The 23,309-nt window shown below is 71.4% G+C and carries 17 protein-coding genes and 1 pseudogene; 14 read left to right on the forward strand and 4 right to left on the reverse strand.

Translation table 11 applies throughout. The annotated features are described in order from the left end of the window. Positions 1 to 66 precede the first annotated feature (66 nt). The 6 genes from SLINC_RS37935 to SLINC_RS37960 all read left to right on the forward strand — a co-directional run bounded on the left by SLINC_RS37935 (position 67) and on the right by SLINC_RS37960 (position 8,570). Complete coding sequence (locus tag SLINC_RS37935; protein WP_079164931.1) at positions 67 to 1,197, forward strand: CaiB/BaiF CoA transferase family protein; 1,131 nt, start codon at positions 67 to 69, stop codon at positions 1,195 to 1,197. Next, positions 1,194 to 2,336 (forward strand): acyl-CoA dehydrogenase family protein, encoded by a 1,143-nt coding sequence (locus SLINC_RS37940; protein ID WP_067442955.1) that lies wholly within the window; start codon positions 1,194 to 1,196, stop codon positions 2,334 to 2,336. Before SLINC_RS37935 ends, SLINC_RS37940 begins: the two co-directional genes overlap by 4 nt. A 23-nt stretch (positions 2,337 to 2,359) precedes the next feature. Next, the gene (locus SLINC_RS37945; RefSeq protein WP_067442956.1) at positions 2,360 to 3,574 is read left to right on the forward strand and encodes an acetyl-CoA C-acetyltransferase; all 1,215 of its coding nucleotides are present in this window, start codon (positions 2,360 to 2,362) and stop codon (positions 3,572 to 3,574) included. Between the two features lie 41 nt (positions 3,575 to 3,615). After that, entirely contained in the window at positions 3,616 to 5,790 is a 2,175-nt protein-coding gene (locus SLINC_RS37950) for a 3-hydroxyacyl-CoA dehydrogenase NAD-binding domain-containing protein (RefSeq protein WP_067442957.1), read from the forward strand. A 349-nt stretch (positions 5,791 to 6,139) separates the two neighbouring features. Beyond that, entirely contained in the window at positions 6,140 to 7,768 is a 1,629-nt protein-coding gene (locus tag SLINC_RS37955) for a thiamine pyrophosphate-binding protein (RefSeq protein WP_067442958.1), read from the forward strand. A gap of 94 nt (positions 7,769 to 7,862) precedes the next feature. Next, on the forward strand, positions 7,863 to 8,570 hold the full coding sequence (locus SLINC_RS37960; RefSeq protein WP_067442959.1) for an SDR family NAD(P)-dependent oxidoreductase: 708 nt from the start codon (positions 7,863 to 7,865) through the stop codon (positions 8,568 to 8,570). Here SLINC_RS37960 and SLINC_RS37965 read toward each other — a convergent pair. Next, entirely contained in the window at positions 8,547 to 9,272 is a 726-nt protein-coding gene (locus tag SLINC_RS37965) for a MerR family transcriptional regulator (RefSeq protein WP_067442960.1), read from the reverse strand. The genes SLINC_RS37960 and SLINC_RS37965 overlap by 24 nt on opposite strands. 239 nt (positions 9,273 to 9,511) lie before the next feature. On the opposite strand from SLINC_RS37965, the gene SLINC_RS37970 reads away from it, so the two are divergent. The 3 genes and pseudogenes from SLINC_RS37970 (at position 9,512) to SLINC_RS37975 (ending at position 12,129) form a co-directional block, all read left to right on the forward strand. Then, the gene (locus tag SLINC_RS37970) at positions 9,512 to 10,978 is read left to right on the forward strand and encodes an amino acid permease (RefSeq protein ID WP_067442961.1); all 1,467 of its coding nucleotides are present in this window, start codon (positions 9,512 to 9,514) and stop codon (positions 10,976 to 10,978) included. A gap of 30 nt (positions 10,979 to 11,008) precedes the next feature. Continuing rightward, a pseudogene (locus SLINC_RS49650) lies at positions 11,009 to 11,110 on the forward strand (Appr-1-p processing protein); the annotation flags it as partial. Positions 11,111 to 11,226: 116 nt separating this feature from the next. After that, positions 11,227 to 12,129: an adenosine kinase gene (locus SLINC_RS37975; RefSeq protein WP_067442962.1), complete on the forward strand. Its 903-nt coding sequence runs from the start codon at positions 11,227 to 11,229 to the stop codon at positions 12,127 to 12,129. Positions 12,130 to 12,235: 106 nt separating this feature from the next. Here SLINC_RS37975 and SLINC_RS37980 read toward each other — a convergent pair whose 3' ends face one another. Then, positions 12,236 to 13,732: a M1 family metallopeptidase gene (locus tag SLINC_RS37980; RefSeq protein ID WP_067442963.1), complete on the reverse strand. Its 1,497-nt coding sequence runs from the start codon at positions 13,730 to 13,732 to the stop codon at positions 12,236 to 12,238. Positions 13,733 to 13,927: 195 nt separating this feature from the next. On the opposite strand from SLINC_RS37980, the gene SLINC_RS37985 reads away from it, so the two are divergent. The 3 genes from SLINC_RS37985 to SLINC_RS37995 all read left to right on the forward strand — a co-directional run bounded on the left by SLINC_RS37985 (position 13,928) and on the right by SLINC_RS37995 (position 18,913). Continuing rightward, complete coding sequence (locus tag SLINC_RS37985; RefSeq protein WP_067446138.1) at positions 13,928 to 15,883, forward strand: Xaa-Pro dipeptidyl-peptidase; 1,956 nt, start codon at positions 13,928 to 13,930, stop codon at positions 15,881 to 15,883. Then, a complete protein-coding gene (locus SLINC_RS37990; RefSeq protein WP_067442964.1) occupies positions 15,880 to 17,124 on the forward strand; it encodes a M14 family metallopeptidase in 1,245 nt (414 codons plus the stop codon). Before SLINC_RS37985 ends, SLINC_RS37990 begins: the two co-directional genes overlap by 4 nt. A gap of 88 nt (positions 17,125 to 17,212) precedes the next feature. Beyond that, a complete protein-coding gene (locus SLINC_RS37995) occupies positions 17,213 to 18,913 on the forward strand; it encodes a BCCT family transporter (protein ID WP_067442965.1) in 1,701 nt (566 codons plus the stop codon). Positions 18,914 to 18,926: 13 nt separating this feature from the next. Here the strand turns inward: SLINC_RS37995 and SLINC_RS38000 are convergent, their stop codons facing one another. After that, a complete protein-coding gene (locus SLINC_RS38000) occupies positions 18,927 to 19,880 on the reverse strand; it encodes an FAD-dependent oxidoreductase (protein WP_067442966.1) in 954 nt (317 codons plus the stop codon). A gap of 66 nt (positions 19,881 to 19,946) precedes the next feature. Here SLINC_RS38000 and SLINC_RS38005 point away from each other — a divergent pair, with 66 nt between their 5' ends. Both SLINC_RS38005 and SLINC_RS38010 read left to right on the forward strand, forming a co-directional pair. Then, positions 19,947 to 20,966, forward strand: coding sequence for an oxidoreductase (locus SLINC_RS38005; protein WP_067442967.1), 1,020 nt, complete (start codon positions 19,947 to 19,949; stop codon positions 20,964 to 20,966). 49 nt (positions 20,967 to 21,015) lie between these two features. Beyond that, the gene (locus tag SLINC_RS38010) at positions 21,016 to 22,656 is read left to right on the forward strand and encodes an ABC-F family ATP-binding cassette domain-containing protein (protein WP_067442968.1); all 1,641 of its coding nucleotides are present in this window, start codon (positions 21,016 to 21,018) and stop codon (positions 22,654 to 22,656) included. On the opposite strand, the gene SLINC_RS38015 is transcribed toward SLINC_RS38010, so the two are convergent. Then, positions 22,653 to 23,210, reverse strand: coding sequence for a putative glycolipid-binding domain-containing protein (locus tag SLINC_RS38015; protein ID WP_067442969.1), 558 nt, complete (start codon positions 23,208 to 23,210; stop codon positions 22,653 to 22,655). The two genes, SLINC_RS38010 and SLINC_RS38015, sit on opposite strands and share 4 nt — an antisense overlap. Between the last annotated feature and the right edge of the window lie 99 nt (positions 23,211 to 23,309).

A 23,309-nucleotide genomic window follows, 5' to 3' on the forward strand; every position in this document is an offset into this window, starting at 1 on the left:
GCCCGGTGGAACACGTTCTTAGCATCATCGGTGTTACAGCACTTGTGTCACGACCGTGGGGGCTGGATGGCAACGACGCCGGGACAGGGCCCGCTCAGCGGTGTGCGCGTGGTCGAGCTGGCCGGCATCGGGCCCGGCCCGTTCGCCGCGATGCTCCTCGCCGACCTGGGCGCCGACGTGGTCCGGGTGGACCGGCCCGGCGGACCCGGACTGGCCATCGACCCGCGCTTCGACGTCACCAACCGCAACAAACGCTCGGTGCTCGTCGACCTGAAGGCGCCCGAGGGACCGGCCCGCGTCCTCGACCTCGCCGCCCGTGCCGACATCCTGGTCGAGGGCTACCGCCCCGGTGTCGCCGAGCGCCTCGGTGTCGGCCCCGAGGCCTGCCACGCCCGCAACCCGGGGCTGGTCTACGGCCGGATGACCGGCTGGGGCCAGCAGGGCCCGCTCGCCGAGCGCGCCGGCCACGACATCGCCTACATCGCCCTCACCGGCACCCTCGGCATGGTCGGCGAACCGGACCGGCCTCCCGCCGCCCCGGCCAACCTGCTCGGCGACTTCGCGGGCGGCTCCCTCTACCTGGTCGTCGGCGTCCTCGCCGCCCTCCACCACGCGCGCGCGACCGGCACCGGCCAGGTCGTCGACGCCGCCATCGTCGACGGCACCGCCCACCTCTCCGCGATGCTCCACGGCATGATGGCCGCCGGCGGCTGGCAGGACCGGCGCGCCGCCAACCTCCTCGACGGCGGCTGCCCCTACTACGGGACCTACGAGACCGCGGACGGCCGGTACATGGCGGTCGGCGCCCTGGAACCGCGGTTCTACGACGAGTTCGTCACCCTGCTCGGCCTGACGGGCTTCGCGGACGCCCGCAAGGACTGGACCCGCTGGGGCGAGCTGCGCGAAGCCGTCGCCGCCCGCTTCAGGTCCCGTACGAGGCAGGAGTGGACAGCCGTCTTCGAGGGCACCGACGCCTGCGTGGCCCCCGTCCTGTCGCTGCGGGAGGCCCCGCACCACCCGCACCTCGCCGCGCGCGGCACCTTCACCGACCACGGCGGCATCACCCAGCCCGCCCCCGCGCCCCGCTTCTCCGCCACGCCCACCACGGTGAGCGGCGGCCCCGCCCTGCCCGGCGCCGACACCGCCGAGGTGGCCCGCGAGTGGGACGTACCCGACCTGACGAAGGGCCCCGAATGAAGCGGCAGATCTTCGCCCCCGAGCACGACGCGTTCCGGGAGACCGTGCGCGGCTTCCTGGCCAGGGAGGTGCTGCCGTACTACGAGCAGTGGGAGAAGGACGGCATCGTCTCCCGCGAGGCCTGGCGGGCGGCGGGCAAGCAGGGCCTCCTCGGGCTCGCCGTGCCCGAGGAGTACGGCGGGGGCGGCACCCGCGACTTCCGCTTCAGCGCCGTCCTCGCCGAGGAGTTCACCCGCGCCGGTGCCCCCGGACTCGCCCTCGGCCTGCACAACGACATCATCGGCCCCTATCTGACCGGCCTCGCCACCGACGAGCAGAAGCGCCGCTGGCTGCCGGGCTTCTGCGACGGCTCGCTGATCACGGCCATCGCCATGACCGAACCCGGCGCGGGCTCCGACCTCCAGGGCATCCGGACCCACGCCGAGGACCGGGGCGACCACTGGCTGCTGAACGGCTCCAAGACGTTCATCTCCAACGGGATCCTCGCCGACCTGGTGATCGTGGTCGCCCGGACGACCCCCGAGGGCGGTGCGCACGGTCTGTCCCTGTTCGTCGTCGAGCGTGGCACGGAGGGCTTCGAACGCGGCCGCAACCTCGACAAGATCGGCCAGAAGGCGCAGGACACGGCCGAGCTGTTCTTCCACGACGTCCGCGTCCCCAGGGAGAACCTGCTCGGCGAGTTCAACGGCGCCTTCGTCCACCTGATGACGAACCTCGCCCAGGAGCGCCTGAGCATCGCCGTCTCCGCGATCGCCGCCGCCGAACACCTGCTGGAGATCACCACGCGGTACGTCAAGGAGCGCGAGGCCTTCGGGCGGCCGCTGGCCACCAAGCAGCACATCCGCTTCGAGGTGGCCGAGATGGCCACCGAGTGCGCCATCACCCGCACCTTCCTCGACCGCTGCATAGCGGACCACTCCGACGGCACGCTCGACGCCGTGCACGCCTCCATGGCCAAGTGGTGGGCGACCGAGCTCCAGAAGCGGGTCGCCGACCGCTGCCTCCAACTGCACGGCGGCTACGGCTACATGACGGAGTACCCCGTCGCCCGGGCCTTCACCGATGGCCGTATCCAGACCATCTACGGCGGGACCACCGAGATCATGAAGGAGATCATCGGCCGTTCCCTGCTGGGCTGACCCTCACCCCGAAAGGCTTACCTGTGAGCACCGAAGCGTATGTGTACGACGCGATCCGCACCCCGCGCGGCCGCGGCAAGGCGAACGGCGCCCTGCACGGCACCAAGCCCATCGACCTGGTCGTAGGACTCATCCACGAGATCCGCGACCGCTTCCCGGGCCTGGACCCGGCGGCCGTCGACGACATCGTGCTCGGTGTCGTCGGCCCGGTCGGCGACCAGGGTTCCGACATCGCCCGGATCGCCGCCGTCGCCGCGGGACTGCCGGACACGGTCGCCGGCGTGCAGGAGAACCGCTTCTGTGCCTCGGGCCTGGAGGCGGTCAACATGGCCGCCGCCAAGGTGCGTTCGGGCTGGGAGGACCTCGTCCTCGCGGGCGGCGTCGAATCGATGTCCCGGGTACCGATGGCCTCGGACGGCGGCGCCTGGTTCAACGACCCGATGACCAACCTGAACGTCAACTTCGTGCCCCAGGGCATCGGCGCCGACCTCATCGCCACGATCGAGGGATTCTCCCGGCGGGACGTCGACGAGTACGCGGCGCTGAGCCAGGAACGGGCCGCCACCGCCTGGAAGGAGGGCCGCTTCGAGCGGTCCGTCGTCCCGGTCAAGGACCGCGCGGGGCTGGTCGTCCTCGACCACGACGAGCACATGCGCCCGGGCACGACCGCCGACTCCCTCGCCAAACTGAAGCCGTCCTTCGCGGACATCGGCGACCTGGGCGGCTTCGACGCCGTGGCGCTCCAGACGTACCACTGGGTCGAGAAGATCGACCACGTCCACCACGCGGGCAACTCCTCCGGCATCGTGGACGGCGCCTCGCTGGTCGCCATCGGCTCGAAGGAGATCGGCGAGCGCTACGGCCTCACCCCCCGCGCGCGGATCGTCTCCGCCGCCGTCTCCGGCTCCGAGCCCACCATCATGCTCACCGGACCCGCGCCCGCCACCCGCAAGGCGCTCGCCAAGGCCGGACTGACCATCGACGACATCGACCTGGTCGAGATCAACGAGGCGTTCGCGGCGGTCGTCCTGCGCTTCGTCAAGGACATGGGCCTGTCCCTGGACAAGGTCAACGTCAACGGCGGCGCCATCGCGCTCGGCCACCCGCTCGGCGCGACCGGCGCCATGATCCTCGGCTCGCTCGTCGACGAACTGGAGCGCCAGGACAAGCGGTACGGCCTCGCGACGCTCTGCGTGGGCGGCGGCATGGGCATCGCCACGATCGTCGAGCGCGTCTGAACCCCCGCGGCTTTCACGAGACTTCTACGGAGACCCCCGTCATGACACAGAGCACCACCATCCGCTGGGAACAGGACCGCTCCGGCGTCGTCACCCTCGTCCTCGACGACCCCGACCAGTCCGCGAACACCATGAACCAGGCGTTCCGCGACTCCCTCGCGGTGATCACCGACCGTCTGGAGGCCGAGCGGGACACCATCCGCGGTGTCATCATCACCTCCGCCAAGAAGACCTTCTTCGCCGGCGGCGACCTGCGCGACCTGATCCGCGTCACGCCCGACACCGCCCAGGACCTCTTCGACGGCGGCCTCGCCATCAAGCGGAACCTGCGCCGCATCGAGACCCTCGGCAAGCCGGTCGTCGCGGCGCTCAACGGCGCGGCTCTCGGCGGCGGTTACGAGATCGCCCTGGCCTGCCACCACCGGATCGCCCTCGACGCGCCCGGCTCGAAGATCGGCTGCCCCGAGGTCACGCTCGGCCTGCTCCCCGGAGGCGGCGGTGTCGTCCGCACCGTCCGGCTGCTCGGCATCGCCGACGCGCTGCTGAAGGTGCTGCTCCAGGGCACCCAGTACAGCCCGCAGCGCGCCCTCGAGAACGGCCTCGTCCACGACGTGGCCGCCACTCAGGAGGAACTGCTCGCCAAGGCCCGCGCCTTCATCGAGGCCAACCCCGAGTCCCAGCAGCCCTGGGACAAGCCCGGCTACCGCATCCCCGGGGGTACGCCCGCCCACCCCAAGTTCGCCGCGAACCTGCCCGCCTTCCCCGCCACCCTGCGCAAGCAGACCAACGGCGCCCCCTACCCGGCCCCGCGCAGCATCCTCGCGGCGGCGGTGGAGGGCGCCCAGGTCGACTTCGAGACCGCGCAGGTCATCGAGGCGCGCTATTTCGTGGAACTGGCGGCCGGCCAGACCTCCAAGAACATGATCCAGGCGTTCTTCTTCGACCTCCAGGCCGTCAACTCCGGAGCCAACCGCCCCAAGGGCATCGAGCCCCGCCCGGTCCGCAGGGTCGCCGTCCTCGGCGCCGGGATGATGGGCGCCGGCATCGCCTACTCATGCGCCCGCGCGGGCATCGACGTCGTACTGAAGGACGTCTCCCTGGAAGCGGCCGTCAAGGGACGCGGCTACTCCGAGAAGCTCTGCGCCAAGGCGGTCTCCCGGGGCCGTACCACCCAGGAGAAGGCGGACGCCCTGCTCGCCCGCATCACACCGACGGCGGACCCCGCCGATCTCGCCGGCTGCGACGCGGTCATCGAGGCCGTCTTCGAGGACACCGCGCTCAAGCACAAGGTCTTCCAGGAGATCCAGCACGTCGTCGCCCCGGACGCCCTGCTGTGCTCCAACACCTCCACGCTCCCGATCACCGCGCTCGCCGAAGGAGTGGAACGCCAGGGCGACTTCGTCGGCCTGCACTTCTTCTCGCCGGTCGACAAGATGCCGCTGGTGGAGATCATCAAGGGGGAGCGCACCGGCGACGAGGCCCTCGCCCGGGCCTTCGACCTGGTGCGCCAGATCAGGAAGACCCCGATCGTGGTGAACGACTCCCGGGGCTTCTTCACCTCCCGTGTCATCGGCCACTTCCTCAACGAGGGCGTCGCGATGGTCGGCGAGGGCGTCGAGCCGGCCTCCGTCGAACAGGCCGCCGCCCAGGCGGGTTACCCCGCCAAGGTCCTCTCCCTGATGGACGAACTGACCCTCACCCTCCCGCGCAAGATCCGCCGCGAGACCAGGCGGGCCGTCGAGGAGGCGGGCGGCACCTGGACCGCCCACCCCGCCGAGACCGTCATCGACCGCATGGTCGACGAGTTCGACCGCCCCGGCCGCAGCGGCGGCGCCGGCTTCTACGACTACGACGAGTCCGGCCGCCGCACCACCCTCTGGCCCGGCCTGCGCGACCACTTCACCCGCCCCGGCACCGAGATCCCCTTCCGCGACATGCAGGAACGCATGCTCTTCGCCGAAGCCCTCGACACCGTCAAGCTCCTGGAAGAAGGCGTCCTCACCTCCGTCGCCGACGCCAACATCGGCTCCATCTTCGGCATCGGCTTCCCCGGCTGGACCGGCGGCGTCCTCCAGTACATCAACGGCTACGACGGCGGCCTCCCCGGCTTCGTAACCCGCGCCCACGAACTGGCCACCCTCTACGGCGACCGCTTCACCCCGCCCGCACTGCTGGTGGAGAAGGCGGAAAAGGGGGAGACCTTCAAGGACGCGTGACGCCGACTCCTCAAACGCCGGCCCAGGTCATTTCAGCCCGTCCGGCGTTTGAGGCCGGTGTTCTTGCCGTCCCGATCCCCCACCCACCCGTCCTTTTCAGCCCGTCCGGCGTCTGAGGCCGGGGCTCTCGCCATCCCGATCCCCCACCCACCCCGACCACTTTCAGCCCGTCCGGCGTTTGAGGACGAGGCCCCTTAAGGGCCGATACGGGGGTCCCAGGGGGCGGAGCCCCCTGGGAGCGGGGTCGAAGGGGCGGCAGCCCCTGGAGGATGGGACGGGTAGGGGCGGCGGGGGCGAGAAAAACGCCGTAGCCCACCCACCCCGCCACAGACGCCCGTACCGTAACGCCATGGGACACCGCCCCGCAGCCGCCGTCCTGGACATCCTCCGCGACGAGGGAGTGGACAAGGTCTTCGGCAACCCCGGCACCACAGAACTCCCCTTCCTGGCAGCCCTCGCGGACGCCCACAACACCCCGGAGTACATCCTCGGCATCCACGAGGGCTCCGTCGTAGCCATGGCCGACGGCTACGCCCGCGCCACCCACCGCCCCGCATTCGTCAGCCTCCACATCGCCGCCGGCCTCGCCAACGGCCTCATCGGCCTGCTCAACGCCCGCCGCTCCCGCACCCCCCTCGTCGTGACGGCCGGCCAGCAGGACCGCCGCCACCTCCAGCAGGACCCCATGCTCTCCGGCGACCTCATCGGCCTCGCGACCCCGGCGGTGAAGGCGGCGTACGACATCCAGCACGCCCGCGACCTCCCGCTCGCCCTGCGCCGCGCCTTCGCCCTGGCCGTACGCCCGCCCGCGGGCCCGGTGTTCCTCTCCGTCCCCATGGACCTGCTCGACGAGGACACCGAGGTCGAGGTCCCGGCGCGCACCCCACCGCCCCCGCAGGGCCCGGCAGCCGGCATCGAACGGGCGGCGGTACTCCTCGGCGCCGCCACCCGCCCCGCGATCGTCGCCGGCGACGGCGTGGGCCGCGAGGACGCGCTCGGCGCGCTCGTCCGCACCGCGGAGGCGTGCGGCGCGACCGTCCACCACCAGCCGATGAGCGACTGCCTGAACTTCCCGACCACGCACCCCTTGTACGCCGGGATGCTGCCGCCCCGCCACGACGCCATCAGGGAAGCGCTCACCGCGTACGACACCGTCCTGATCGTCGGCGCGCACGCCTTCACCCCGCACCACTACACCCCCGGCCCCGCCCTGCCGCCGGGCCTCACCGTCGTCCAACTCGACTCGGACCCGGACGAGATCGGCCGCAACTTCCCCGCCACCGCCGGACTCGTCGGCGCGCTCGCCCCCTCGCTGCACCGCCTCGCCGACCTGCTGGGCGACCAGGTCCCCGCCCACACCGCCAGGAGCCGCACGCTCCGGACCGGGCAACGGCACACCGCCGAACGCGACCGCGCCGAGTCCGCGGCCCGGGCCGCCTACTCCCCGGCCCCGCTCGCCCCCTGGGCCGCCGCCCACGCGGTGGCCCGCGGCCTGCCGCCGGACGCCGTGGTCGTGGAGGAGGCCATCACCATGGGGCTGCTGCTGCGCCGCCTGGTACGTCTCGACGCCCCCGGCAGCTACACCCACACCGTCGGCGGGGGCCTCGGCTGGGGGATCGGCGCCGCCGTCGGCCGCGCCCTCGCCGAGCCCGGACGGCCCGTGGTGGCCGTACTCGGCGACGGCTGCACGCTGTTCGGCCTCCAGGGTCTGTGGAGTGCCGCCCGGCAGTCCGCCCCCGTGCTGTTCGTGGTGATGAACAACGGCGTCTACCGCACCCTCCAGGACACCTACGCGGCCAGGGGCGGCGAGGGCGTCTGCCCCGGGACCGACCTCGGCCCCCTGGACTTCACCCAGGCGGCCCGCTTCTTCGGCGTCGACGCGGTGCGGGCGGAGAGCGCGGACCAGCTACGGGAACTGGTCGCCGGGGCGGGCGAGTTGACCGGTCCGCTCCTGATCGACGTACCGATCCGCTCCTAGCGGACGCATCACCCCAGGGCGTTCCGACGCAGGGCGTTCCGGCGCCTGGAAACGCCCCCTTGCCCGCCGGCTGACGGGTCATCACACTCGGCCCATGGAGACGCGTACCGCCCTGGTGACCGGAGCGGCACAGGGCCTCGGACGGCAGTTCGCGATCGCGCTCGCCGCGCGCGGCTACCGGGTCGCCGGCCTCGACCTCGTCCCGCAGCCGGAGACCGCCGCAAGGATCCTGGACTACGTCGAACTCGTCGGCGACGTCGGCGACGAGACGCAGATAGGGGAGGGGCTGGAACGCGTCATCGACCGGTTCGGCACCCTGCACGTCGTCGTGAACAACGCGGGCGTCCACCCCGCGAAACCCTTCGAGGAGACGACCGTCGAGGACTGGCGCCGGGTCATGCGCGTCAACCTGGACGCGCCCTTCCTCGTGACGCGGGCCGCGCTGCCGTACCTCAAGGCCGCCGGCTGGGGCCGGGTCGTCAACATCGTCTCGACGGCCGTGTTCACCGCTCCGCCCACGATGGTCCCCTATGTCGCCTCGAAGACGGGACTGATCGGCTTCACCCGCGCCCTGGCCACGGCCCTCGGCCCCTACGGCATCACCGTCAACGCGATCGCACCCGGCCCGGTGCGCACCGCGACCGCCGAGCACCTCCGCGCCCGCCAGGCCGTGGCACGGACCCTGGAGCCGACCCTGGAGCCGTCCGACCTGGTCTCGACCCTGCTGTACGTGGTCGACGAGGGCAGCGGATTCCTCACGGGACAGACGCTCACCGTGTCAGGCGGATCCGCCTGCCTGTGACGACCACTCCCGCAGTTCTTCCTTGAGGGACCGCTGAAAGGTCGTCAACAGGGCCTGCACGACGAGGGGTTCCATGTCGGCGGAGAGCGACTTCACGTCCCGCGCGTCCCGTTCGGACACCTCGCCGCGGAAGAGCCGCGCCAACTCGTGGGCGGCGGCCCGCGAGTGCTCGATGAGGACCTTGCGCGAGGCGAGGATCGCCTCCTGCGACAGCGGTACGTCGAGCAGCCGGACGCCGAGCCGGAGCAGCCCGAGATCCACGCGGAAGACCGCCTCCTCCCGCCGGACGACGTCCATCGCGGCGAGCCGCTCCACGTCGTCGTCGCTCAGCGCCCGCCCCGCCCGCCGCTGGAGCTCCTCGCGCGTCACCGTCTCCATCACGTCCGGCGCCCAGGAGGCGACCACGGCCCGATGGATGGCGAGGTCGTGGGGGCTGAGATCCGCCGGCAGCTGCTGGAGGTAGCGCTCGATGGCCGCCAGCGTCATGCCCTGCTGCTGAAGCTCCTCGATCAGGGCCAGCCGGGCCAGGTGCTCCCCGCCGTAGTGCCCCACGCGGCGCGGGCCGATCACCGGTGGTGGCAGCAGGCCCTTGGTGCCGTAGAAGCGGACCGTGCGGACCGTGACACCGGCCCGCGCGGCCAGCTCGTCGATCGTGAGGGTCGGACCCCCGGCCTCGGAGGCGTCGGTGGCTTCGGTCGTCATGTGCAGCAGTATCGCTGTCTCACCAATGGTGTGAAACCTCTCGCGCACCGCTGCCGATCACGGGGCCGCTCCCTTGCGATGGCCCGGCTCTGTGACCTCCGCCACCGCATACGCGGTTTTCCCCGGGGAAGGCGAGCCCCTGGCCTGTGCCTTCCACCGAGGGCACGGGCCCTGTCACGTCCGGACACCCGAGACACCCGAGCGAGACCCGCTGGGACGCACCAGAGAGTGGAACCACCGTGAGCAAGGACGCCGTCGGATCGGCACAGACCGCCGCACGCACCGCAACGGCCCAGGTGCCCGCGGACGCGGGCGACGCCGGCTACAGCAAGGACCTCAAGGCCCGCCACGTCAACATGATCGCCATCGGCGGCGCCATCGGCACCGGCCTCTTCCTGGGCGCCGGAGGACGCCTGGACACCGCGGGACCGGCGCTCGCGCTCGCCTACCTCGTCTGCGGTGTCTTCGCCTTCTTCGTGGTCCGCGCCCTCGGCGAGCTGGTCCTGTACCGCCCGTCCTCCGGCTCCTTCGTGTCCTACGCCCGTGAGTTCCTGGGCGAGAAGGGTGCCTACGTCGCCGGCTGGATGTACTTCCTGAACTGGTCCACGACCGGCATCGCCGACATCACCGCGATCGCGCTCTACACCCACTACTGGAGCCTGTTCACCGACATCCCCCAGTGGACGCTGGCCCTGATCGCGCTGGCCGTCGTCCTGGCCGTGAACCTGATCTCGGTCAAGATCTTCGGCGAGATGGAGTTCTGGTTCGCGATCATCAAGGTCGCCACCCTCGTCGGCTTCATGCTGATCGGCATCTTCCTCCTCGCGACCCGGCACGAGGTGGACGGCCGGACCCCGGGCCTGAGCGTGATCACCGACAACGGCGGGACCTTCCCGCACGGCCTGATGCCGGTCGTCATCGTCATGCAGGGCGTGATCTTCGCGTACGCCGCCCTGGAGCTGGTCGGTGTCGCCGCGGGGGAGACGGCCGAACCCGAGAAGGTCGTCCCGCGCGCGGTGAACTCGATCATGTGGCGCGTCGGCCTCTTCTACGTCGGCTCGGTCGTCCTCCTCGCCCTCCTGCTCCCCGGCTCGGTCTACTCGGCCGGCGAGAGCCCCTTCGTCACCGTCCTGTCGAGGATCGGCGTCCCGGCGGCGGGCGACGTGATGAACCTGGTGGTGCTCACGGCCGCGATGTCCTCGTTGAACTCGGGCCTGTACTCCACGGGCCGCATCCTCCGCTCCATGGCGATGGCCGGCTCCGCCCCGAGGTTCACGGCCCGCATGAACCGCAGCCAGGTCCCCTACGGCGGCATCCTGCTCACCTGCGCGGTGTGCGTCCTCGGCGTCGGCCTGAACTACCTCATGCCCAGCCAGGCCTTCGAGATCGTCCTGAACGTGGCCTCCCTCGGCGTCATCTCCACCTGGGTGATCATCATGATCTGCCACCTCGTCTTCGTCCGCCGCGCCAAGGCGGGCCTGCTCACCCGCCCTTCCTTCCGCCTCCCCGGCAGCCCCGTCACCGAGATCACCACGATCACCTTCCTCCTGGCCGTCCTAGCCCTCATGGCGAACGACCCGGACGTAGGCCGCAAGACCCTCCTCCTCATCCCCCTCATCGCCCTGATGCTCATCACCGGCTGGTTCGCCGTCCGCCACCGCGTCACCCGCACGACGGACCAGGAACTCACCGGGTTCACCGACTGATCAGGGGCGACTGTCAGTGGTGGGCTCTACGGTGGCGGTGTGTGGGTGGCCAACATGGTCGGGCAACGTGGGATCCGTACGGGCAACAAGGGCGTCCCGTGCGCTACGAGGCGATCGACGCGCCCCTTGGGGGCGCGGGGAACTGCGCGACCAGCCACTCACGACCCGCAGGTCTGCACTGTCCGGTTGGCCCACGGCGAGAAGCAGACGCCTACGATGGCCGCCCGCGACCATGAAGGGGGCCGGAGTTGAGCCGGGACACCGACGTGCTCGTGCTGGGTGGCGCGGGTGTGGACACCATCGTGTACGTGCCGGAGCTGCCGCTGCCCTACGCCGACAGCTACCTGATCGACTCGGGGATCCGCACCCGGGCCGGACAGACCGGTGACTTCGTCGCCGTCGGTCTGAGCGCCCTCGGCCTGCGCACCCACCACCTCGACCTGCTCGGCGACGACCCCGAGGGCGACCTGGTCCGCGCGCTGCACCGGGACCGCGGTATCGAGCTGACCGCGGTCTCCCAGCCCGCCGGCACCAAGCGCGCCGTCAACCTCGTGGGCCCCGACGGCCGCCGGCTCTCCCTGTACGACACCAGCCGCGCGCACCCCGACGACCGTCTGCCGGAGGCGACCGTCCGGGCCCTGGCCGCCACCAGCCGCCACGCCCACGTCTCGATCACCCAGCCGTGCGCCCACACCCTGCCCGTCCTGCGCGAGACAGGCGTGACCATTTCCACCGACCTCCACAACTGGGACGGCGAGAACGACTACCACGAGCCCTTCGCCCACACGGCCGACCTCGTCTTCCTCTCCGCCACCGCCCTGCCCGACCCCGAACGGACCATGCGCCGCATCGTCGAACACGGCCGCGCACAGACGGTCGTCGCGACGGCCGGCGCCGAGGGCGCGTACCTCCTGACCGACGACACCCTCACCCACATCCCACCCGCCACGCCCCCCGCCCCGGTGATCGACACCAACGGAGCGGGAGACGCTTTCGCGGCGGCCTATCTCTACGGCCACCTCAACGGCGAACCCCCGTATCGCTGCGCCGCATACGGCACCTTGGCAGGAGCCCATGCCTGCACGATCCCCTCAACGGAGACAGCAGCGATGACCCGCACAGAACTTCTGGCCCGCACTGAAGCGCCCTGAAGGGGCGCGGGGCTGTGTCGATGTGCGGCTCCGCCGCGTGGGCGCGACCAGCCACGACGCACCCGCAGCCGCCGAGCGAGATGACCTGGCACATCCAGAGGCGCCCTCAATGCTCGTGCACGTCATTCGTCGCAGCGATCTTCTTCCACGACTTCGGCTGCTCAGGAACCCCCGGCACCGCGGCGATGGACGCACTCCGCGCGGCCGGCGCCGCGGGCTTGACCGGCTGGAACAGCCATGTGTCGAACAGCCCCGCCAGCGGCTGCCCCGACACCTCCTCCGCGTACCTCTGGAAGTCACCCACCGACGCGTTGCCGTGCGCGTACTCCGTGGGCCACCCCTTCAGAATCGCGAAGAAGGCCGCGTCCCCGACCTCGTTCCGCAACGCCTGGACCGCCAGCGCCCCCCGGTCGTACACGGAAATGTGGAACTGGTTCTCCGGCCCCGGATCACCGGGCTTCACGGTCCAGAACGGATCGTCGGCAGGCCGCGAGGCGTAGACGTAGTCGGCGATCTCCTGCGTCGTCCCCTCGCCCTCGTGCTCGGACCACAGCCACTGGGCGTACCGCGCGAAGCCCTCGTTGATCCAGATGTCCTTCCAGTGCTCGACCGACACCTCGTCGCCGTACCACTGGTGGGCCAGCTCATGGACGACGACGGACACGTTCGACCCGTTCGCGAACTGCCGCGGGCTGTAGAACGGCCGGGTCTGCGTCTCCAGCGCGTACCCCACCTGCGGGGTGTTCGGCACGTACCCGCCGAGCGCGTTGTAGGGATACGGCCCGAAGTACTCGGTCAGCCAGTCGGCGACCTCCCCGGTCCGCTCGACGCTCGCCCGCGCCGCACCGTCACTGTCGCCCAGATCCTTGCTGTAGGCGTTGATGACCGGAATTCCACTCTCGCTCGTCCCGGTCGTGACGTCGAACCTCCCGACGGCCAGGGTCGCGAGATAGGTGGTCTGCGGCTTGTTGGAGCGCCAGTTGTAGCGGGTCCAGCCGGCCCGTGAACTCGTCGACTGGAGCGTGCCGTTGGAGATGGCCTGATGCCCGTCCGGCACCTGCACCGACACGTCGAAGGTGGCCTTGTCCAGCGGGTGGTCGTTGCTGGGGAACCACCACCAGGCCCCCTCGGGCTCGCCCGCCGCGACACCGCCGTCCGGGGTGCGCAGCCAGGCGTTGAACCCGTACGCCTCCTTCGTCGACGGCACCCCGCTGTAGCGCACCACGACGGTGACGGCCGTGCCCTTCGCCAGCGGTGTCTTCGGCGTGATCTCCAGCTCGTGCTCGCCGGAGGTCGTGAAGGACGCCTTCGCGCCGTTGACCCGCACCTCGCTGACGTCCAGCAGGAAGTCCAGGTTGAACCGCGACAGGTCCTCGGTGGTGCGGGCCAGGAGGGTCGTCGTGCCCTCCAGACGGTCCGTGGCCGGCTGGTACCTCAGCCGGAGGTCGTAGTGGGAGACGTCGTATCCGCCGTTGCCGTAGGCCGGGTAATAGGGATCGCCGATGCCCGGAGCGCCAGGGGCGGAGCTCGCGGCCGATGCCGGGATCGCCAGCAACAGGGAGGCCGCGGCGAGTGCGCCCGGCGCGAGGATTCTGCGATGCACGAAAGCTCCAAGTCGTAGGGGCACGAAGTCTGTTCAGAGCCTATTGAGTCCCTGTGAACCCGCGCCTGTCCATGGCCACCCCTGTCACACGAATGCCATTCGGCCGACATGAGCCCGTCGTTCCGCATCCCACCCGCCCCACGCGTGCCCGATCGCCCTCTTCTGCACGGGAGTTGACCGATGTACCGTCCGCGCATGCCCACACGCATGCGCTTCACGACCTGGAGACAGCTCGCCGTGGTAGCCGTCGCAGCCCTGACGGCCGCCCTCCTCACCCCGGCCGCGGCCCACGGCACACCCCGCGAGAGCAGGCCGGTGTACTCGTACGACAATGCCGTCCGCGAAGCCGTCTGGGTGGACACCGGCCTCGACGGCGACGGAGACGGCAGGACCGACCGGGTCGCCGCCGACATCGTCAGGCCCCGCGAACCCGCCCAGCAGGGCCGCAAGATCCCCGTGATCATGGATGCCAGCCCGTACTACTCCTGCTGCGGGCGCGGCAACGAGAGCCAGCTGAAGACGTACGACGCCGACGGCGACGTCGTCCAGATGCCGCTCTTCTACGACAACTACTTCGTGCCCCGCGGCTACGCCTTCGTCGGCGTCGACCTCGCCGGCACCAACCGCTCCGACGGCTGCGTGGATGTCGGCGGACGCTCCGACATCCAGTCCGCGAAGGCCGTCGTCGACTGGCTGAACGGCCGCGCCAAGGGCTACACCACCCGCACCGGCGGCAAGCAGACCAAGGCGACCTGGACCAACGGCAGAACCGGCATGATCGGCAAGAGCTGGGACGGCACCATCGCCAACGGCGTCGCCGCCACGGGCGTCAAGGGATTGAAGACGATCGTCCCGATCAGCGCCATCTCCACCTGGTACGACTACTACTTCTCCGAGGGTGCCCCGCTCTACGACTCCGGCCCCGACTGGCTGTCGGACTACGTCGACAGCCCCGACGCCCGCGCCAAGTGCGGCGCCGTCCAGCAGCGGATCGTCGACGGCGCCCCGCGCACCGGCGACCTGACGCCCTTCTGGAGCGAGCGCGACTACGTCAAGGCCGCCTCGAAGGTGCGGGCGAGCGTCTTCCTGATCCACGGCATGCAGGACCTCAACGTCCGTATGCAGCACGTCGGCCCGTGGTGGGACGCCCTCGCGAAGAACGGCGTCGAGCGCAAGATCTGGCTCTCCCAGACCGGCCACGTCGACCCCTTCGACTTCCGCCGCACGGCCTGGGTCGACACCCTGCACCGCTGGTTCGACCACGAACTCCTCGGCTACGACAACGGCATCGACCGCGAGCCGATGGCCGACGTCGAGCGCCACCCCGACCAGTGGACCACCTCGAAGATGTGGCCGCCGGCCGGCACCGCCGCCACCACGCTGCGCCCCGCCGAGGGCACCCGGGAAGGCGTCGGCAGGCTCGGCCTGCGTCCGGGCACCGGCACCGAGACCTTCACCGACGACCCGAAGCTGAGCGAGACCGACTGGGCGGCGCGCATCGACACGGCCACGCCCGACAAGGCGGGCTTCACCACCGGCCCGCTCACCAAGGACCTGCGCCTGTCCGGCTCCTCCAAGGTCACGGTGACCGCCACGCCCACCACCTCGACGGCCCATCTGTCCGCCGTCCTCGTGGACCTCGGCCCCGACACCATCCGGGACTACGGCGCGAGCGGCGAGGGCATCACCACGCTCACCGACCGCACCTGCTGGGGCGCGAGCACCACCGGCGACAGCGCCTGCTTCAAGGAGACCGCGGCGAAGACCACCGACGTCGACTTCACGGTCGTCAGCCGCGGCTGGGCCGACCTGGGCAACCACGCCGACCCCGGCAAGGGCGCCCCGCTCACCCCGGGCAAGGCGTACACCATCACCCTGGACCTCGGCGCCACCGACCACGTCGTCCCGGCCGGCCACCGCCTCGCGCTGATCGTCGCGGGCACCGACAAGGACCTCATCGACCCGCCGTCGACCACCCCGACCCTGACCGTCGACCTCACCCGCACCTCGGCCCGAGTCCCGTTCGTCGGCGGCATCGCGGCCTTCGCCCGCGCCACCGCCGGGTCCCCGGCCGTCGCCCCCGAGGCCACCCGCCTCGACGGCGTGACCACCCCGCGCACCACCCAGCGCATACCGGGGGAGGCCCGATGATCCGCGCCCTGACCCTCACCACGGCAGCCCTGGCCGCCTCGCTGGTCGCGGTACCGGCCGCCGCCACGGAGGCCCCGCCCCGCACCGGCTTCGAACAGACGAACGGTGCCCGCTGGACGACCCAGCCCGAGGAGCAGGACTTCCTCGCGGCCGTCGACCGGGCGAGCACCCGCGTCTCCGTCGGCTCCCTCGGCACGACGAAACAGGGCCGTCCCCTCCAGCTCGTCCGCGTCGGCGCCCGGCACGCCCCGAACACGGTGCTCCTGGTGTGCGGTCAGCACGGTGACGAACCCTCCGGCCGCGAGGCGTGCCTGACCACGATCCGCGACCTGGCGTACGCGAAGGACCGGCCCACCCGCCGTCTCCTGGAGCGCACCACCGTGCTCGTCGTCCCCACCGCCAACCCCGACGGCCGCGCCGCCGACACCCGCGGCAACAGCGACGGCGTCGACATCAACCGCGACCACCTCGCCCTCCAGACCCTGGAGGGCCGCGCCCTGGCCGCGGTGATCCGCGACCGGCGCCCCGACCTCATCTACGACCTGCACGAATACGGCTCCACGCCCCCGTACTACGACAAGGACCTCTTCGACCTCTGGCCCCGCAACCTCAACACCGCCCCGGCCGTCCACGACGAGGCCGAGACCCTCTCCCAGGCATACGTGCGCCCCGCCGCCCGCGGTGCCGGGTACACGACCGGCACCTACGGCATCTGGACCGACCCCGTCACCGGCGAGCCGATCCGGCAGGTCGCCGGCGACGGCCAGGAACGCATCCTGCGGAACATGTCCGGCATCAAACACGCGATCGGCCTGCTCATCGAGAGCCGTGTCGAACCGCTGACCGGCACCGACGAACCGGCCAACAACCGACGCCGGGTGGACTCCCAACTGGCGGCGCTCAAGGGCCTGTTCGCCTACACCGACGAGCGTCGCACCCAGGTCGAGCGCGCGACGGACGCCGCCCGCCGCGCCGGCTGGACCGACACCGGACCCGTCTACGTCGGCGGCGCCGACAACGACCCGCCCGAACCCGCCGAGGTGATCCAGGACCCGCCCTGCGGCTACCGCCTCACCGCCGGCCAGTACGCGGAGATCAAGGACGAACTCGCCCTGCACGGAGTGCGCACGCACGGCACCCATGTCCCGCTCCGCCAGCCGCTGCGCGCCCTCGTCCCGCTGCTCCTCGACGAACGCGCGCCGTACCACCTGACGGCCGCGGAGCCCGACACCGCTTGCTGAAGTGAAGGAGATCTGCACCACCTGTGGTAGGTCCTAGGGCACGACACGGAACAGGCGTACGCACGGTCTCCACGGGAAGGTGCCGCTGATGACGGAAGACCTGAAGAAGAGAGGAGGCCGGGAAGGCGCTTCGAGCCCTCCCGGCCGCTCCACGGACCGAGTGGTGTTCGGCGTCACCGCCGCCATCACCGTCGCCTTCGTGATCTGGGGCGCGGCGGGCACGGACTCCCTGGAGAGCGTCTCCACGAAGATGCTCAACGGACTGATCCACAACGGCGGCTGGGCCTTCATGCTGGCCGCCTCGTGTTTCGTGGTCTTCGCCCTGTGGATCGCCGCCAGCCGCTACGGCCGCATCCACCTGGGCGCCGAGGGCGAGGAGCCCGAGTTCAAGACCGTGTCCTGGGTCGCGATGATGTTCAGCGCCGGCATGGGCATCGGCCTGATGTTCTACGGCGTGAGTGAGCCGCTCTCGCACTACACGACCCCGCCCCCGGGCACGACCCCCGCCAACTCCGGTGAACGCATGGAGACGGCGATGGCCACCACCCTCTTCCACTGGACGCTGCATCCCTGGGCGATCTACGCGGTGGTCGGCCTCGCCATCGCCTACAGCACCTACCGCAAGCGCCGCCGCCAGACCATCAGCGCGGTGTTCACCCCGCTCATCGGGGAGAAGCACGCCAACGGCGCCGGTGGCCGGGTGATCGACATCCTCGCGATCATCGCCACCGTCTTCGGCTCCGCCGCCTCCCTGGGCCTGGGCGCGCTCCAGATCGGCTCCGGCTTCCAGGAGCTGGACTGGATGGACGACGTGAGCACCGGCCTGCTCGTGGCCATCATCGCCGTGCTGACCCTGGCCTTCGTGGCCTCGGCGGTCTCCGGCATCGAGCGGGGCATCCAGTGGCTGTCCAACACCAACATGGTGCTCGCCCTGGTGCTCGCCCTGTTCGTGTTCGTCGCCGGACCCACGATCATCGTCCTGGACCTGCTGCCCACCTCGGTCTTCGCCTACCTCGGCGATCTGCCGCAGCTCGCCGGCCGTACCGAGGCCAGCGGCGGCGCCGGCGTCGCGGACTGGCTCGGCAGCTGGACGGTCTTCTACTGGGCGTGGTGGATCTCCTGGACGCCCTTCGTCGGCATGTTCATCGCCCGCATCAGCCGCGGCCGCACCATCCGCCAGTTCGTCGGCGGCGTCATCCTGGTGCCCAGCACCGTCAGCCTCGTCTGGTTCGCGGTCTTCGGCGGTTCGGCGATGAGGCTGAGGGAGGGCGGCGCGCTCCGCGGCGAGAGCACCCCCGAGGGCCAACTCTTCGGTCTCCTCCAGGAGTTCCCCATCGCGACCGTCACCAGCCTGCTGGTGATGATCCTGGTCGGTATCTTCTTCGTCTCGGGAGCCGACGCCGCGTCCATCGTGATGGGCACGCTCTCCCAGAAGGGCGCGCTCGAACCCGGCCGCTTCGTCGTGGTGTTCTGGGGTGTGGTGACCGGAGCCGTCGCCGCGATCATGCTGCTCGTCGGCAGCGGCCAGGGCGACGCGCTCACGGGCCTTCAGAACCTCACGATCCTGGCCGCCGCGCCCTTCGTCCTGGTGATGATCGGCATGTGCGTCGCCCTCATGCGCGACCTGCGCCAGGATCCGGTCATCGTGCGGGGCGAGATGGGCTCCGAGGCCGTCGAACTCGCCGTGATCGAAGGACACAAGAGGTACGACGGCGACTTCGAGATCAGGGTCGGCCCCGGCGCCGGCACGGAGACCGAGGGCGACCCACTGGGCCACGACCACACCTGAGGACAGGGGCGGTTCAGGGGGAGGCGGCGAGTCCCGCCGCCTCCTCCGCACAGCCCCACGCCACGGTCACGCCCGCACCGCCGTGACCGTAGTTGTGCACCAGCACCCGCCCGCCGGACAGCGGTTCGCGCTCCAGCCGGACCGCGTCCCGGGCGGGCCGGAGCCCCACCCGGTGCTCCAGCACCCGCGCCCCGGCGATCTCCGGCCGCAGCGCCGCGCACCGCCGTACGATCGCCGCCGCCGTGACCGGATCCGGCTCGGTCGACCACTCGTCCTCGACCGCCGTGCCGCCCAGCAGGAGCCGGCCGGGCTGCGGGAAGAAGTACGCCATCTCCCCGTCCGCGTCCGTGGAGACCACGAAGGTGTGGATCCCGGGGTTCTCCACGACGACCAGCTGCCCGCGCACCGGCCGTACGGAGGGATCCGGCACGAGCTCGCGGGCGGCCAGCCCGGTGCAGTTGACCACCACCGGCGCGTCCACCTCGGCGAGATCCGCCACCGTGCGCGCCTCGATCGTCCCGCCCGCCGCCACGAACCGGTCCCGCAGCCACGGCAGATGAGCCGGCATGTCGATCAGCGGCAGCCGGACCCAGGTCCCCGTGCCGGCGTACTCCTCGGCCGTCGTCGCCCGCAGCCCCGGCAGCCGGTCCGTCACCCAGGCGTCGGCCGCGTCCGGATCGGCCTCGCCCAGTACCCCTTCGACCATGCGTACGCCGGTCTCCTCGGGCCGCGCCGCCAACTCCTCGTACACGTCGAGCGAGCGCAGCGCCCACGCCCGCGCGAGCGCGACCGGCTCGATGTGGTACGGCCACCACAGCGCCCCGGCAACGGCCGAGGTGGTCCCCTCGACCGGGTCCCGCGACCACACCCGCACCCGTCGGCCCCGCTCGGCCAGGACCACGGCCGTCGTCAGCCCGACGACCCCGCCCCCGACCACCACGATCTCGTCGCCCAGCCCGCTGTTCATGAGGGGACGTTAGCGGAATGAGCCATGCCGTGCTCAGACCGCCCGCACTGCGGGAATACTCACAGCATGTCTGCCGAGTATGCGACCTTCGGCCTGGCACCGGCGATGCGTGCCGGTGGAGTCCTCGCCAACGGTGACTACCAGGTGCACCGGGACTTCGTGGACTTCATCGTCGACGGACGCCCGCTGCTCTTCCAACTCTCCGACCTCGACGCCGTCTCCCCCCTCGCCTCCGACGTCCCACCCGCGATCTTCACCGCCCAGGTCCGCAGCCTCCTGCTGGAGACGGACGCCCCGCTTCCGGACGGCCGCTTCGTCGTCTACGGCTGTCCCGAATGCGAGGACCTGATGTGCGGAGCCGTCACCGCCGTCATCGAACGGGACGGCGAGGACTTCATCTGGCGGGACTTCGCCTGGCAGACCGACCAGCACGCCGACCTGGAGCTCAACGGCTACCACGGCATCGGGCCCTTCCGCTTCCGCGGCCCCGAGTACCGGCAGGCGCTGGCCGGCCTGCTCGGTGACGCCGTCGGCACCCGTCGCCGGGTCCTGCTGATCGGCTCCCGGGTCGCCCTGCTGGGCAAACTCGCCGCGGCCCTGCGCACCATCGGCATCGGCGCCGACATCACCGACGGTGCCCAGGACGTTCCCCCCGACGAACTCCGTGCCTACGGCGCCGTCGCCTTCGGCCGCTCGGCCGGCGAGGAGCAGCGGGCCGCCGTACGCCGTTCCTTCGACCGCGCGGGAGTCGAGGTGGCCTACGTCGAGGGCCTCGCCCCGATCGTGCCGCTCCTCGTCGCCCAGATCGAGCACGCCCTCGACCGCAGCCCCGTCGAACAGCGCCGCCTGACCCGTCTGGTGGCCGCCGATGGCGAGGCGGGCGTCGAGATCACCTCCCCGTGCCGGGTCCAGCTCACCGCCTACCGCCTCGACCGCCTCTACCGCACCCACACCCACGAGCTCTTCGACGGCGTCCTGGAACCGGGCCGCCACCGCATCGCACTGGACGGGAAGGCGGTGAAGGGGGAGGCGTTCGTGGTGGCACGGACCTCGGGGAGCGTGCTGGTCGAGGCGATGGCCCGGTGAGAAACCCGGACGCGTCCATCCCCGCCCGGCCATTAGGATCGGCACCCTGATGACTGCCACTCTCGTCGCCAAGAACCTCGCCGCCGGGCACGGCGACCGCTCCCTGTTCGCCGGGCTCGACCTCGTCGTCGCGCCCGGTGACGTGATCGGGCTGGTCGGAGCCAACGGCGCGGGCAAGTCCACCCTGCTGCGCATGCTCGCCGGACTGAGCACACCGGAGGAGGGCGAGCTCAGGCTGTCCCCGCCGACCGCGACCGTCGGCCACCTCCCGCAGGAGCCCGAGCGCCGCCCCGGCGAGAGCGTGCGGGACTTCCTGGCCCGCCGCACCGGCGTGGCCGAGGCCCAGCGGGTGATGGACGAGGCCACCCAGGCACTGGTCGACGGCGCGCCCGGCGCCGACGACGCCTACGCCACCAGCCTGGAGCGCTGGCTCGACCTCGGCGGCGCCGACCTCGACGAACGGGCCGAGGAGGTCGCCGACTCGCTCGGCCTGGCGGTGGACCTGGACCAGCCGATGACCTCCCTGTCCGGCGGCCAGGCGGCCCGCGCGGGCCTCGCCTCCCTCCTGCTCTCCCGCTACGACGTCTTCCTCCTCGACGAGCCGACCAACGACCTCGACCTGGACGGCCTGGAGCGCCTGGAGCGGTTCGTCTCCGGCCTGCGCGCCGGCACCGTCGTCGTCAGCCACGACCGCGAGTTCCTCACCCGCACCGTCACCAAGGTCCTCGAACTCGACCTCGCCCAACAGCGGATCAACCTCTACGGCGGCGGCTACGAGGCCTATCTGGAGGAGCGCGAGGTCGCGCGCCGGCACGCCCGCGACGACTTCGAGGAGTACGCCGACAAGAAGTCCGCCCTCCAGGAGCGGGCCCAGGTCCAGCGTTCCTGGATGGACAAGGGCGTGAAGAACGCGCGCCGCAAGGCGGGCAACGACAACGACAAGATCGGCCGCAAGTTCCGCAGCGAGGCCAGCGAGAAGCAGGCCGCGAAGGCCCGCCAGACCCAGCGCATGATCGAGCGCCTCGATGTCGTCGAGGAACCGCGCAAGGAGTGGGACCTGCGCATGGAGATCGCCTCGGCCCCGCGCTCCGGCGCGGTCGTCGCGACCCTCAGGGACGCGGAGGTGCGGCGCGGCGACTTCGTGCTCGGGCCGGTGAGCCTCCAGATCGACTGGGCGGACCGGATCGCGGTCACCGGCGCGAACGGCGCGGGCAAGTCGACCCTGCTCGGCGCCCTGCTGGGCCGTGTCCCGCTCGACGCGGGCAGCGCCTCGCTCGGCTCGGGTGTGCTGATCGGCGAGGTCGACCAGGCCCGCAAGCTCTTCCACGGGCCCGAACCCCTGCTCGACGCCTTCTGCGCGGCGGTCCCCGACACGGAACCGGCCGAGGTCCGCACCCTCCTGGCCAAGTTCGGCCTCAAGGCGGCCCACGTCCTGCGCCCGGCGGCGACCCTCTCCCCGGGCGAACGCACCAGGGCCGCGCTCTCCCTGCTCCAGGGCCGGGGCGTCAACCTCCTGGTCCTCGACGAGCCCACCAACCACCTCGACCTGCCGGCCATCGAACAGCTGGAGTCGGCCCTCGACGCCTACGAGGGCACCCTGCTCCTGGTCACCCACGACCGCCGCATGCTCGACGCGGTCCACGTGACCCGCCGCCTGAAGGTCGCGAACGGCAAGGTGACCGAACGCTAGACGGACGTCAGCCGGGTCGCCAGTCCCGGATAGTCCACGACGAAGCCGTCCCCGTCGACGACGAGATCGGCCCGGAAGTCGCCGGACGTGAAGCGCACCAGCCCGTCGCCGAGACAGGTGTAGGTCTGCCGCGACACCTCCACGGTCAGCTCGGGCACCCGCACCCAGGCCATGAGGAACTCCCGCTCACCGGACGCCCGGTGCAGCCCGTGCCGCAGCATGGGCATGGTGTTGGTGAGCGGACACAGCCCCAGGTCGCAGTCGAGAGCGCCGTCGACCCCGGCGATCCGCTCGCCGTTCGCCGTCCAGCGCCCCGCGCCGTCATGGCGCAGGTCGAGCACCCGGGTGCCGCGCTCGGTGGCGGCCTCCACGAGCAGCCGACGCGTCACGAAACCGTCGGCGGTGTCGAGCGCGTACGAGATCCAGTACGGCTCCGGCGTCGTCCCGACCGCCCGTCCGTGCCCCCTCAGGGTCTTCTCGCCGAGATCGACCCAGGCGGTCTCGAACCCTTTGCTCGCCGACACTTCCCAGCTGATGACATGTGACGCGGCCATGCCGTCACTGTAGATCCGAACGGTCGCGGACGTGCCCCCTGCGGGGCGTGGGGAGCCGCGCGGCAAGCCATGACCGGCCCGCGGTTCCCCACGATCCGA

The sequence above is a fragment of the Streptomyces lincolnensis genome (assembly GCF_001685355.1).
GTDB classification, from domain to species: Bacteria; Actinomycetota; Actinomycetes; order Streptomycetales; family Streptomycetaceae; genus Streptomyces; species Streptomyces lincolnensis.